Annotated in this window: 12 protein-coding genes; 4 read left to right on the top strand and 8 right to left on the bottom strand. The window is 72.3% G+C overall.

The window, feature by feature from the left end:
* Nucleotides 1–5 precede the first annotated feature (5 nt).
* From C1N71_RS13060 to C1N71_RS13025, 8 genes are all read right to left on the bottom strand, one after another.
* Complete coding sequence (locus C1N71_RS13060; protein WP_137756803.1) at nt 6–920, bottom strand: carbohydrate ABC transporter permease; 915 nt, start codon at nt 918–920, stop codon at nt 6–8.
* 5 nt (nt 921–925) lie between these two features.
* Nucleotides 926–2,227 carry an ABC transporter substrate-binding protein gene (locus C1N71_RS13055; RefSeq protein WP_137756802.1) on the bottom strand — a complete coding sequence of 434 codons (1,302 nt, stop codon included), beginning with the start codon at nt 2,225–2,227 and terminating at the stop codon, nt 926–928.
* 25 nt (nt 2,228–2,252) lie between these two features.
* Nucleotides 2,253–2,651, bottom strand: coding sequence for a cupin domain-containing protein (locus C1N71_RS13050; protein WP_137756801.1), 399 nt, complete (start codon nt 2,649–2,651; stop codon nt 2,253–2,255).
* Nucleotides 2,648–3,523: a 3-hydroxy-5-phosphonooxypentane-2,4-dione thiolase gene (gene lsrF / locus C1N71_RS13045; protein WP_137756800.1), complete on the bottom strand. Its 876-nt coding sequence runs from the start codon at nt 3,521–3,523 to the stop codon at nt 2,648–2,650. Before lsrF ends, C1N71_RS13050 begins: the two co-directional genes overlap by 4 nt.
* Complete coding sequence (locus C1N71_RS13040; RefSeq protein ID WP_137756799.1) at nt 3,516–5,096, bottom strand: FGGY family carbohydrate kinase; 1,581 nt, start codon at nt 5,094–5,096, stop codon at nt 3,516–3,518. The genes lsrF and C1N71_RS13040 overlap by 8 nt, the downstream gene beginning before the upstream one ends.
* Nucleotides 5,093–6,115 (bottom strand): NAD(P)-dependent oxidoreductase, encoded by a 1,023-nt coding sequence (locus C1N71_RS13035; RefSeq protein WP_137756798.1) that lies wholly within the window; start codon nt 6,113–6,115, stop codon nt 5,093–5,095. Before C1N71_RS13035 ends, C1N71_RS13040 begins: the two co-directional genes overlap by 4 nt.
* Nucleotides 6,112–6,936, bottom strand: coding sequence for a GntR family transcriptional regulator (locus tag C1N71_RS13030; RefSeq protein ID WP_137756797.1), 825 nt, complete (start codon nt 6,934–6,936; stop codon nt 6,112–6,114). Before C1N71_RS13030 ends, C1N71_RS13035 begins: the two co-directional genes overlap by 4 nt.
* 470 nt (nt 6,937–7,406) lie before the next feature.
* Entirely contained in the window at nt 7,407–8,210 is an 804-nt protein-coding gene (locus tag C1N71_RS13025; RefSeq protein ID WP_137756796.1) for an IclR family transcriptional regulator, read from the bottom strand.
* A 129-nt stretch (nt 8,211–8,339) separates the two neighbouring features.
* On the opposite strand from C1N71_RS13025, the gene C1N71_RS13020 reads away from it, so the two are divergent.
* The 4 genes from C1N71_RS13020 to C1N71_RS13005 are packed head-to-tail and all read left to right on the top strand — an operon-like array spanning nt 8,340 to nt 13,200.
* On the top strand, nt 8,340–9,350 hold the full coding sequence (locus C1N71_RS13020; protein ID WP_137756795.1) for an ABC transporter permease: 1,011 nt from the start codon (nt 8,340–8,342) through the stop codon (nt 9,348–9,350).
* A complete protein-coding gene (locus tag C1N71_RS13015) occupies nt 9,340–10,299 on the top strand; it encodes an ABC transporter permease (protein ID WP_137756794.1) in 960 nt (319 codons plus the stop codon). The genes C1N71_RS13020 and C1N71_RS13015 overlap by 11 nt, the downstream gene beginning before the upstream one ends.
* Nucleotides 10,300–10,343: 44 nt before the next feature.
* Nucleotides 10,344–11,912: an ABC transporter substrate-binding protein gene (locus tag C1N71_RS13010; protein ID WP_137756793.1), complete on the top strand. Its 1,569-nt coding sequence runs from the start codon at nt 10,344–10,346 to the stop codon at nt 11,910–11,912.
* 4 nt (nt 11,913–11,916) lie between these two features.
* Nucleotides 11,917–13,200, top strand: coding sequence for a M20 family metallopeptidase (locus C1N71_RS13005; RefSeq protein WP_137756792.1), 1,284 nt, complete (start codon nt 11,917–11,919; stop codon nt 13,198–13,200).
* Nucleotides 13,201–13,218 lie beyond the last annotated feature (18 nt).

Here is a 13,218-nt window from a genome sequence, read left to right as displayed (position 1 = left end):
CGTGGTCATGCGGTGCCTCCTTGCAGGCGCTGCCGGATGCGGCTGATCGGCAGCACGAAGAGCGTCACGACGATGAGGAAGATGATCGTCTGGGCGCCCGCCTGCCCGAGATCGAACTCCTCGAGCATCGAGCGGTAGATCGTGTAGCTCGCGACCGAGGTGTCGAGGCCGGGGCCGCCGCTCGTCATGATGAACACGAGGTCGAAGACCTTGAACGAGATGATGAGCTTGAGCAGCAGCACCGTCACGAGGCTCGGCAGCAGCAGCGGCAGCGTCACCGAGCGGAAGGTGCGCAGCGGCGATGCACCGTCGACCTGCGCCGCCTCGTAGACCTCGGCCGGCAGCGTCTGCAGCGCGGCGTAGATGAGCAGCATGCACAGTGGCGTCCACTGCCACGCGTCGGTGACGACGAGAGACAGCATCGCCGACGGCGTCGTGCCGAGGAACGACACCGGCTCGGTCGCGAGCCCCGTCGCGCGCAGGATGTTGTTCACGGTGCCGCCGGTGGGGGCGAGCATGAGCTTGCCGATCACGCCGGCCATGACCGGCGGCGTCATGAGCGGCAGCAGCAGGATGGCCCGCACGATGCGCCCGCGTCCGCGAGCGTGGTGCAGCGCGAGGGCGACCGCGAGCCCCGCGACCACCGCGAGCAGCGCCGACGGGATCGCGAAGCCGAGCGAGCGGACCATCGAGGGGATGGTGTCGCCGCGCGTGAGCACCGACGTGAGGTTGTCGGTGCCCACGAACGACTGGAACGGCACACCCAGCGACGAGCGCGACAACGAGACCGCGAGCGTGTAGACGAGCGGGTAGATGCCGATGACCGCGACCGCGAGCAGGGCGGGCAGGAGCAGGATGCGCCCCGTCCACCGGCCGCGGGCCGGGCGACGCATCGCTCGTCGCTGGGTGAGTGCCGTCATGATGCTCAGCCCTCCAGCTGGTCCCAGGCCTCGGACGTCTGCGACAGCGCCTGCTCGGGCGTCAGGTTGCCCTGCAGCATGAGGGCGAGGTTGTCGCTGAGCGTCGAGATCATGTCCGGCGCGTTCGGGCCGGTCGGCCACGGCTGCGCCTCGGGCAGCACCTGCGCCGCGACCTCGGAGACCGCCGGGGCGAAGTCCGTGTACGTGGCGTCGGTGAGCGTGGAGGTGCGGGTGGGGTCGACGCCGGAGCCGGTCGTCGACGACAGCTCGACGTTCATCGCCGACGAGGTCGCGAAGGCGACGAAGTCCTGCGCGAGCTCGAGGTCGTCGGTGGCGGGGCTGATGCCGATGGCCCAGCCGGCGTTCATGGCGCCGGAGATGCGACCCTCGGGGCCGACGGGCAGCGGCACGACCCCCCAGCCGTCGACGATCGACGACTGCTCGGGATCCTGCGCGAAGACGCCCAGGTCGGTCCAGAACTCCATCATCCCGACGTTGCCGGCGAGGAACTGCGGCAGCGCCTCCTCGAAGCCGATCTCGAGCGGGCTCGGGAGGGCGTACTCGGATGCGTCGAGCATCGCCTGCGCCGCCTGCAGCGCGTACTCGCTCGACAGGTCCGGCCGCTGCGAGTCGATGGGGTCGGGCGAGATCGTCGCGAGGCGGTTGAAGAACGTCGAGCCGATGTTGAACGCCGCCGAGTCGCCGAGCAGCGCGGAGCCGTACACGCCGTTGCCGCTCTCGTTCTCGGTGATCGTCTGCGCGGCCGTCAGGTACTCGTCCCACGTCGTGGGCGGCTGGACGCCGTTCCGCTCGAGGATGTCGGTGTTGTAGAAGAGCACGTGCGTGTCGCCGTCGACGGGCAGGCCGTAGCGCTGGCCGTCGTAGAGCGAGTACGCGTCGTAGATCGTCGGCAGGAAGTCGTCGGCGTCGATGTCGTCGTCGCTCTCGATCCAGTCGGTGAGGTCCATGAGCGCACCCGCCTCGGCGAGCGCACCGACGCCCGTGTACCAGTACACGATCGCGTCATACGTGCCCGAGCCCGACTGCACGTCGAGGATCGCGGTCGTCTGGATCTGGTCGTAGGGCACGACCGTCACCTCGACCTCGGCGCCCGTCTGCTCCTCGAACTGCGTCTCGAGGATCTCGCCGGCGCCGGCCTGCGGTGCGGCGATGAGCACGTTGAGCGTCCCGTCGCCCTCGCCGCCTCCTCCTCCGCCGTTCGAGCATCCGGATGCGGTGGCGATCGTCGCGACGGCGAGCGATGCTGCGAGCGCCCGCCCCGTCCACCTGCGTCGTTGCATGGTCATGGTGTTCCCTTTCGTCGTGCGAGCGCTACGCTGCGCTCGGCGTCCACGGGCGGTCGACCTTGTCGCCGTCGACCGCCGGAGTCTTGATGAAGAGCAGGCGCGCGGATGCGTCGCCCGCGTTGCGCACGAGATGCTCCACGCCCGGTCGGGCCTGCAGCAGCTCGAGGCGCGTCAGTCGCACCTGGTGGGTGCGGTCGAGCCAGACCTCCACCTCGCCCTCGAGCACGAGGAACGACTCCGTGTGGTGCTCGTGGAGGTGGTTGGCGAAGGCGTCGCCCGGGCGCAGGACGAGGGTGCCGAAGGCGGCATCCTCCTCCTGCACGAGGTAGCCCGGGCCCCAGTCGCCGAAGCGGAGGTCCGCGTCGAGCACGCGATGCACGGTCGGCGCCGCGGTCGCGGCGCTCGCACCCGCCTCGGCGCTCACGCGGCGCCCTCGACGAAGCGCGCGTGCGCCTCGCCCGGCTCGACGTCGTCGTGGACGACGGCGCGCACGGCCCGCAGCATCGCCGCGGGGTTCGCGCTCTGGAAGATGTTGCGGCCCATGTCGACGCCGGCGGCGCCGCGGCGCACGGCGTTCGACGCCATCGTGAGGGCCTCGAGCTCGGGCAGCTTCTTGCCGCCGGCCATGATGACGGGCACGGGGCAGCCGGCCACGACGTCCTCGAACCCCTCCTCGCAGTAGTACGTCTTGACGAGCTGCGCGCCGAGCTCGGCGATGATGCGCGTCGCGAGGCCGAGGTAGCGGGCGTCGCGCACGAGCTCCTTGCCGACCGCCGTGACGCCGAGCACAGGGATGCCAGCGTCGTAGCCGCGGTCGACGAGCGTCGTGAGGTTCTGGATCGAGCGCGACTCGTGCTCGCCGCCGACGAAGACCTGCACGGCCATCGCGTCGGCGCCGATGCGCACGGCGTCCTCGATCGACATCGCCGTGTGCTCGTCGGAGAGCTCCTTCAGCACCGACGGCCCACCCGAGGCGCGCAGCACCAGACCGGCGCGGGTGGCGGCCGGGATCGACGTGCGCAGGGCGCCGCGCGTGCACATGAGGGCGTCGGCGTGCTCGGCGAGCGGTGCGATGCCGAGGTCGATGCGCTCGAGGCCCGACGTCGGTCCCTGGAAGTAGCCGTGGTCGAAGGCCAGCATCACGGTGCGGCCCGTGCGCGGGTCGAGGATGCGGGCGAGGCGGTGCTGCATGCCCCAGTCGAGCGCGGTCGCGCCCTTGATGGCGTGCGTGAACGTGGCGGCGGGCGTCTCCGCTCGGAACTGCTTGCCGGAGATGGTGCTGTCGAGATCAGCCATGGGTGCCTTCCTTCAGGAGCGAGGGGGTGATCGCGGTGGCGGCGCGGTACGGGCCGCCACCGGGAGGTTCGAAGAGGGGGTCGATGCCCGCCAGGCGGCCGGCCCTCACCTGCGCGTCGGTGGCGGCGAACCAGGTCTCGGCGTGCCGGTCGTAGGCGGCGATCGCGTCCGGCTCGGGCACGATGCGCTGGGCCAGCGGCTCGGCGGCTGCGACCTCGGCACCGACGGATCGCGCGGCGAGCCGAGCGGCACCGAGCGACGTCGCGTCGGGGACGGGCGACCGGGAGACCGCGCGGCCCGTCGCCTCGGCGATGATGCGGGGCCACGCGACGCCCGAGCTCGCGCCACCCGTCAGCAGCAGCTGCTCGAGGTCGATGCGCGGCTCGAGCTCGGCGAGGATGCCGAGGTGCCCGCGAGCGACGTAGGCGGCCGCCTCCTCGACGGCGCGCACGAGCGCTGCTCGGCCATGGCCGTGCGCGTCGGAGACGTCGAGCCCGACGAACGACGGCGGCGCGTGATGCCACGCATCCGCCTGCATGACGTTCGCGAGCACGGCGACGAGGCCGCCGGAGCCGGCGGGGACCGATGCGGCGTCGGCATCCATCGTGGCGAAGCCCTCGCCGGCGGGCACCTCCGAGTACGCGACGTCGCGCAGCCACCGGAACGCGAGCCCATTGAGGAAGCCGATGCCCTCCGTCATCCACGTGCCGGGATCGACGTGGCACAGGGTGCGCAGGCGGCGCTCGGGATCGATGCGCGGCTCGCGCGTCACGAGCGTCGTCTGCCAGAACGTGCCGCTCACGAGGGTCGGCACGCGCACGTCGGCGCCGAGACCGTGGAGCGCGAGCTGCGTGTCGGCGCCGCCGACCGCGACGGGCGTCCCGATCGCCAGGCCCGTGGCCGCCGACGCCTCCGGCGTCACGACGCCGAGCGGCGTGCCGCACTCTCGGACCTCCGGCAGGATGCGCGCATCCACGTCGATCGCGTCGACGAGCTCCGCCGACCACGTCCGCGTGGCGAGGTCGAAGAGCGCGGTCGACGAGCCGCACGTGGGATCGGTCGCGTGGACTCCCGTGAGGCACCATCCCGCCCAGTCGCTGAGCATGCCGAGCGTGCGCGCAGCGGCGAGAGTCTCGGGCTCGTGCTCGGCCAGCCACAGCAGGCGGGCGGGCGCCGTGATCGACACCCAGTCGCCGCCGACGGCGTAGATGCGGTCGGCGCGGCCGTCGGCCGCGAGACGACCGGCTTGCGCCCGCGCCCGCCCGTCGGTGTTGGGGCAGGCGAAGATCGGGCGGTCGTCGGCGTCGAAGAGCACGAATCCCTCGCGCATGCTCGACGCCGCGACGGCGGCGACGGCGCGACCCTGCAGCTGCTCGACGACGTCGCGGATGGCGCCGGCGATCGCTGCCCAGCCGCCGTCGACGTCGAACGTCGTGCCGCCGGGGTGCCCGGGCAACGGCCGATGCGACCATTCGCGGCTGCCGCGCGCGACCTGCGCCCCCGACGCGTCGAAGGCGATGGCGCGCGCGGATCCCGTGCCGGCGTCGACGGCGAGGAAGACCGGACTCGTCATCGCGCCCACTCCAGCGGCTCGTCGCGCACGAGCCGGTCGACCTCGGCGGCGATCATCTCGGCGCCGCGGCGCAGCGTCTCGACGGTCGCACCGCCGATGTGCGGCAGCACGAGGACCGAGGGATGCATCGCGAGGGCCCGCCATGCGCCGTCGTGCTCGAACACGTCGAGGGCCGCACCGGAGAGCGCACCCGACTCGAGCGCCGCGAGCAGCGCCTCCTCGTCGACCAGCGACTCGCGCGCCGAGTTCACGAGCGATGCGCCCACCGGCAGCGCGGCGAGCTCGGCGGCGCCGATGAGGTGACGGTTGTCGTTCGTCGCACGCGCGTGGACGCTCAGGACGTCAGCCTGCGGCAGTAGGTCGGCGAGCTCGTCGACGCGCTCGGCGTGCTCGAAGGCACCGGCCGGCGCGAAGGGGTCGAACGCGACCACCCGCATCCCGAGGGCGGTCGCGCGGGCAGCGACCCGGCGCGCGACGTTGCCGTAGCCGACGAGGCCGAGCGTCGTCGAGGCGAGCTCGCGACCGAACCAGCGCGCGCCGTCGAAGGTCGACACGACGCCCGGGCCGCCGGTCGCGGCGTCGTGCGCGAGGTCGTGCGCGGACGCGGGGACGTTGCGCAGGAGGGTGATGACGCAGCCGATCGTGAGCTCGGCGACGGCCTCTGCGTTCTTGCCGGGCGACGTGGTCACGGCGACGCCGCGCTCGGCAGCGGCCTCGATGTCGACGTTGACCGGGCCGCCGCGCGCGCATCCGATGAGGCGCAGCGACGGGGCGGCCTCCAGGACCTCGCGCGTGACGGGCGCGCCGTGGATCACGAGCACCTCGTGGTCGTCGAGCAGCGCCGCGACCTGCGCCGGGTCGCCCTCGAACTCCCGGATCCGGTCCGTCGGCCAGGTCGGGTCGGCCACCGCGATCTGGTGCACGTCGACGGTGACGTCGTCGCCGAGCGCCGCGAGCGCCTCGGCGAACCAGCGGCCGTCCATGTAGCTGTCGCCGATGACGAGGATCCTGATGCTCATTCGGGGGTTCCTTCCGTGGCGCCGAGGCGCACGTGGTGCGGCGTCGCGACGCCGGTGAGATCGATGTGGCCGCTGTCGACCGTGATGCGCAGGCGGTCGGTCCGCACCGTCGCGCGTGACACGTCGACGACCTGCTCGTCGGTGTCGTACGCGACGAGCTCGACGACGACCACGGGGTGCCCCTCCTCGAGCTCGAGGAGCCGCGAGACGTGCTTGTCGGCGAGCGCGCCCTCGATGGTCCGGTGGACGCGTGCGATGCGCACGCCGGCGACGCTGCGCAGGGTGCCGTACAGGGAGGCGTGGGGGTCTCGCAGCTCGGGGACGACGCCGTGCAGATGCTGCGGCAGGTAGTTGAGGACGTGCAGCGCGGGGAGCCTGCCGACCGAGCGCACGCGCTCGATGACGGTGCCGACGCTCGCCCGTCCGCCGAAGGCCGCAGCGACCATGGGCGGCAGCGGCTCGATGCCCGCGCGGATCACGAGCGACGTCAGCGGGCTCGCGCCCTGCCGGTCGTCGGGATCGAAGATGCTCGCGGCGGCGGGCATCGTCCAGGCCCACGGCGTCGGCAGCTGCTCGACGTAGGCGCCGCTGCCCTGCCTGCGGCTGACGATGCCGGAGCGCTCCAGCCGATCGAGCGCGGTGCGCACGCTGGTGCGGGACAGCCCGAGCGACGCGCTGAGCTCCCGCTCCGTCGGCAGGCGATCGCCAGGGACGAAGGCGCCCTCGACGATGGCCTGCTCGATCGCTCGGAACAGCTGCATCCAGAGCGGGACGCTGCTGCCCGCATCCAGCTGCAGCCGCTCCGTGACGTCGTCGTCCATGTGCTCCTCCTCGAGTGGTCTCAGTGAAGCGCCCGATTGGTTCGGTGCAGAAGAGACCAATCCCGCGGGTTGGTCACGGTTTGGTCTCGCCGAGGACGGGCGTCTGACCGGTGATTCTTCCGCATCCGGGGTTCCGAGCGATGCTCATGGAGAGGTGGCGTCGCAGATGGGTCAGGACCAATTCGACGGCCAGCGGCATCGCTGTGGCTGCGACGACCAGCGGCGGTGCGACGTGCGGCAGACGAGCGGGTGCGCGGCGACACGACCTCGCCGACCACGTTCGAGGAGCACGGCGGGCCTGCACGCGTCGAACGCGGACCCGCTGCGCATGAGAGGGCTCTCGGCCGGATGCGAGGTCGCATCCGGCCGAGGACCTCGACGCTGCGGCTGGGGCGGCTGGCGGGCAGGGCGGCGCAGGGCGAGCGTCGGCGGCGGTGCGCGGCGGGGCCGCAGGCGGAGCGCGTGCGGAGCTACGAGGCGCGCGACGCCGGCGGGCGGGCCGGCCGGCGGCTCACCAGGCGGTCCGCCAGTGCCTGCGCCGCCTCGAGGAGCGCGGACACGTGGTCGCGCACGTCGTCGTCGGACACGACGCGCTTCGGCTCGACGAGCGAGATGGAGCCGACCGGTCGGGTGCCGAGCAGCACGGGCGCCGCGATCGCACGCGTGCGCTGGTCGTACTCGCCCTCCGAGTACGCCCATCCGTCGCGGTACGTCTCGTCGAAGCGCTGCTCGATGACGGCCTCGTCGACCTCCGTCAGCTCGGTGTAGCGCGCGAACGGTCGGCCCGCGAACATGTTGCGACGCTCGAGCGGGTCGAGGAACGCGAAGTAGGCACGGGACGTCGCACCCGTATGCGCCGGGTAGAGGTCGCCGACGAGCGGATGGCTGCGCACCGGGCCTGCGGCGCCGTCGACGGCGGCGATGCAGCGCACGTGCATGCCGTCGGGGGTCGTGAACGTGGCGGTGCGATCGGTCGTCGCGGCGAGGTCGGCGAGCACGGGCTCGGCGAGCCGCGCGAGCCCGCCGGTGCGCTCCCACAGCGTCGCCATGCGCCACATCGCCGGCCCCAGCGAGTAGCGGCGCGTCTGCGGGTCGGCGATGAGGAAGCCGCGACTCGCGAGCGACGCGAGCAGCCGCTGGCTCGTCGACGTGTTGAGGTCGAACGCCGTCGCGAGCTCGGAGACGCCCCAGCTCGTGCGGGTCTCGGAGAACGACTGCAGCACCTGCAGCGCGCGGTCGACGGTCTGCAGCGGCGGGGTCGTGGAGGGTGCCACGAGACCTCCTGTCTCGGATGTAACACCAGTGAAGCATGCCGGTATCCCAATTGTGATCCCATATAGCGGGATCCGCTTGCGAATGGTGCGCACCGGTCGACACCCTGAACGTCGACCGAGAGGAGTGCGATGCGCACCGTCGTCCGCCGCGTGATGGCGATGATCCCCGCCCTGCTGGGCGTGCTCGTCGCCGTCTTCCTCCTGACGCGCGTGCTGCCCGGCGACCCGGCGCGCACGCTCGCCGGCGAGCAGGCGGATGCGGCGACCGTCGAGCGCATCCGCGAGCAGATGGGCCTCGACCGGCCGCTGCCCGAGCAGTTCGTCTCCTACGTCGGCGCCCTGCTGCGCGGCGACCTCGGCTTCGCGTGGCACACGGGCCGCCCCGTCGTGGAGGACATCGCCACCCGCCTGCCCGCGACGATCGAGCTCGGCCTCGCCGCCCTGCTCATCGCGATCGCCGTGGGCGTGCCGCTCGGCATCGCCGGCGCCGTGCGCCGCGGCCGGATCATCGACCACGTCACGCGCATCGTCTCGCTCGCCGGCGCATCCATGCCGCTGTTCTGGCTGGGCCTGCTCGTCATCGCCGTCTTCGCCTTCCAGCTCGGCGTCGCGCCCGCCCCGATCGGCCGCATCGGCGACGACGTGCTGCCGCCGACGCGCATCACGGGCCTCTACGTGCTCGACTCGCTGCTCTCGGGCGACACGGTCGCGCTCGGCTCGTCGCTGCAGCACCTCATCTGGCCGGCCATGGTGCTCGCGACCGGCGCGACGGCGATGATCGCGCGGATGACGCGCTCGGCGATGCTCGAGGTGCTCGGCCAGGACTACATCCGCACCGCCGACGCGAAGGGGCTGCCGCCTGCGACGGTCGTCGTGAAGCACGCCTTCCGCAACGCCTCGCCCGCTGTCCTCACGGTCGTCGGCCTCGAGCTCGGGCAGCTGCTCGGCGGCGCCGTGCTCACCGAGACGATCTACAGCTGGCCCGGCGTCGGCTCGTACGTGACGCAGTCGATCCTCGCCACCGACTACGCGCCCGTGCAGGCGTTCACGCTGCTCGCGGCCGCGATCTTCCTCGTCGTCAACCTGCTCGTGGACCTCGGCCACGCCGCCATCGACCCCAGGATCCGCCATGCAGCCTGACAGCACCACGAGCGCCGAGACCGCCACGCGCTCCACGGCCACCGCGTCCGCGACGGCCGTCGGCGCCGCACCCGCGCCCGACCTCGCCCCCACGACCGCCCGCCGCTCGGCGAAGGGCGCCCTGCGTCTGCTGCTCGCGAACCGCCTCGCGCTCGTCGGCATCGCCGTCATCCTGCTCTGGTCGCTCGGTGCCCTGCTCGTCGGCGTCCTCAGCCCGTACGGCGTCGCCGAGACGGGCGCGGGGGAGCGGCTGCAGCCGCCGAGCCCGGAGCATCTGTTCGGCACCGACAACTTCGGCCGCGACGTGCTGACCCGAGTGCTCGCCGGCGCGCAGCTGTCGCTGTGGACGGGCCTCATCGCCGTCGGCCTGTCGATGCTCGTCGGCGTGCCCCTCGGCGGCATCGCCGGCTACGTCGGCGGATGGGTCGGCTCGACGATCATGCGCGTCATGGACGTGCTGCTCGCGTTCCCCTCGCTCGTGCTCGCCATGGCGATCGCCGCCTCCCTCGGCCCCGGCGTCGGCAGCGCGATGATCGCGGTGGGCATCGTCGGCATCCCCGAGTTCGCCCGCATCGTGTACGGGCAGACGATGGCGCTCAAGCAGCGCGAGTTCGTCGAGGCCGGCCGCGCGCTCGGCCTCGCGCCGGCGACGATCCTGCTGCGCCACATCGTGCCGAACGCCATGGCGCCGATCGTCGTGCGCGCCGCGCTCGGCATGGGCGCCGCCATCCTCACCGCGGCCGCCCTCAGCTTCATCGGCCTCGGCGCGCAGCCGCCGACCGCCGAGTGGGGCGTCATGATCTCCGACGGCCGCGGCTACATCGTCAGCGGCGACTGGTGGCTCACCGTCTTCCCCGGCATCGCCATCGCCTCGTCGATCCTCGCCTTCAACCTCGTCGGCGACGCCCTGCGCGACGTGCTCGACCCGCGGCTGCGCACCACGGCCTGACCGACCCCTCGACCCCTTCCCCTCCCTTCCCACCGAGGAGCACCATGCACCGTTCCATCCCCCTGGTCGCCGCGAGCGCGATGACCGTCCTGCTCGTGGGCGGCTGCGCCCAGAGCGCCAACGCCCCGGGCGCGGGCGACGAGCGCACGTCCCTCGTCGCCGCCTACTCCGAGGGTGGCCAGACGCTGAACCCGTACGAGGCGAACGACGTCACGAGCGACACATTCGTGCTCGCCGCGTACGACCAGCTCGTCACGTATGCCGTCGACGTCGTCGACGGCGAGGCGACCGCCCGCACGCAGGAGATCGAGCCCATGCTCGCCGAGTCGTGGGAGGTGAACGACGACGCGACCGAGTACACGTTCACGCTGCGCGACGACGTCGAGTTCCAGAGCGGCAACCCGCTGACCTCCGCCGACGTCGTCGGCAGCCTCGAGCTCATCGAGGCCTCCGCGAGCGCGAGCTTCCTCTACGGCATGGCCGGCATCGCCTCCTACGAGGCGCTCGACGAGCACACGGTGCGCATCTCGCTCACCGGCCCGAACCACCTCTTCCTGCAGATCCTCCCCATGTACTCGTTCTCGATCGTCGACACGGCGCTCGTGGAGGAGTCGGGCGGCGCCGAGTGGCTCAGCACGAGCACGGCGGGCAGCGGCCCGTACGTCATCGAGGCGTGGGACCCCGCGACCGAGGCGACGCTGACGCGCAACGAGGACTACTGGGGCGAAGCGCCCGCCGTCGACGACGTGACGGTGCGCTTCATCGCCGAGCCCGCGAACCGCGTGCAGCTGCTCTCGGGCGGCGACGTCGACCTCGCCACCGAGATCCCCGCGAACGACGTCGAGGGCCTCGCCGAGACCGACGGCGTCGTCATCGACTCCCGCGCGAGCAACAAGATCCTCTTCTTCGCGATGAACAACGAGATCGCACCGTTCGACGACCCGCTCGTGCGCCAGGCGATCTCGTACGCCATCCCCTACGAGCAGCTCGTCGACGACGTCATGGAGGGGCAGGCCAGCCCCCTCACGTCGGCCGTGCCGAGCTCGATGGCGGGCTTCGACGACAGCACCTACGCCTACGAGCACGACCTCGACCGCGCCCGCGAGCTGCTCGCCGAGGCCGGCTACCCGGACGGCTTCACGTTCGACTTCACGCTCGGCGGCGGCTTCCAGGACTGGGCCGACGACGCCGTGCTCATCCAGGCCGAGCTCGCCCAGATCGGCGTGACCATGAACATCCAGAACATGGCCCGCCCGCAGTTCCTCGAGGCGCTCGACACCCGCCAGGTGCAGGCGTACATCTCGCGCTGGACGTCGTTCGTGAACGACCCGCAGTACCACCTGGGCCTGCTCATGACGACCGACACCTCGTCGAACTACATGAACTACTCGAACCCCGAGGTCGACGCGCTCTGGCAGCAGGCGTCGCAGGAGACCGACGAGTCGGTGCGCGAGGAGCTCTACGGCCAGATGCAGGCGCTCATCACCGCCGACGCGCCCTGGGCGTACCTCTACGAGTACAACATCGTCGTCGGCCTCTCCGAGGGCACCGAGGGCTACACCTCGTACCCGGACGGCATCGTGCGCTTCGCGCAGCTGAGCGTGGAGGCGTAGGCGCATGACCCGGGTGCATCGATCCGACTGGGACGCCGTGCTGCGCGAGCGCATCGCCGAGCGCGCCGACGAGCTCCTCGAGCTGGCAGGCCTGCTCATCCGCACGCCCAGCGAGAACCCCGACGGCGACTGCACCGCCGTCGCGGAGGTGACCGCCGCCTACCTGCGCGACCGCGGCCTGCCGGCCGAGGTGCACGACGCGGGCGACGGACGCGTCAACGTGCTCTCGCGGATCGATGCACCCGGCGAGCGCCACCTGGCGCTCTCCGGCCACTACGACGTCGTGCCCGTGGGCGACCCGGCCCGCTGGTCGTTCCCGCCCTTCGCGGGCGACGTCGTCGACGGCTACCTCCGCGGTCGCGGGGCGAGCGACATGAAGGCCGGCCTCGCCGGCGCGCTGTTCGTCTTCTGCCTCATGGCCGAGCTGGGCGTGCCGCTCGGCGGCCCCGTCACCTTCCTCGCCGTCTGCGACGAGGAGACCGGCGGGAGGCGCGGCGCGGACCTCATGCTCGAGCAGGGCGCCCTCGCCGGCGTCACGGGCGCCGTCATCGCCGAGCCCGCCCACCGCGCGCACCCCACGATCGGGCAGAAGGGCAGCCACTGGTTCCGCCTGACGATCGACGGCGTGCCCGGCCACGGCAGCCTGCAGCCGCTGCACGGCACGAGCGCCAACCTGCTCGCCGCCCGCGCGGTCGTCGCGCTGCAGCGGCTGTGGGACCTCGAGCCCCACGCGCCCGCCGAGGTGCAGGGGCTCATCGAGCGCTCGAAGGTCTTCGCCGCCGAGCGCGAGGGCTACGGCCCCGGCATCGGCGCGGTCTTCGAGCACGTCACCATCAACGTCGGCACCATCCACGGCGGCACGTCGACGAACGTCGTCGCCGACCGCGCCGTCGTCGAGATCGACACCCGCATCCCCATCGGCCTGTCGGCGGCGGAGGTCGACGCGGCCATCCGCGCGATCCTCGCCGAGGAGGGCATCGAGGGCACGATCGAGCCCCTCGGATTCCGCAGCGAGCCCAACTGGACGCTGCCGACCGACCCCATCGTCGCCACCCTCGTCGAGGCGCTGCGCGACCTCGGCGAGCCCGAGGCCGACGGCGTGCTGCAGTGGGCGTCGTCCGACGCCCGCACCTTCCGCAGCCACGGCATCCCCGTGCTGCAGTACGGCCCCGCCGAGCTCTCCACCATCCACGGCTTCGACGAGCGCGCACCCGTCGACGACGTCGTGCTCGCCGCGCAGGTCTACGCGCTCACCACCCTGCGGTACCTCGGCGTCGCCGAGGGCTGACACGTCTGAAGAAGAGGA

The organism is Agrococcus sp. SGAir0287, assembly GCF_005484985.1.
Classification (GTDB): Bacteria; Actinomycetota; Actinomycetes; order Actinomycetales; family Microbacteriaceae; genus Agrococcus.
The sequence above is the reverse complement of the archived record's forward strand: the minus strand, read 5'-3'. Positions and strand labels throughout refer to the sequence as shown.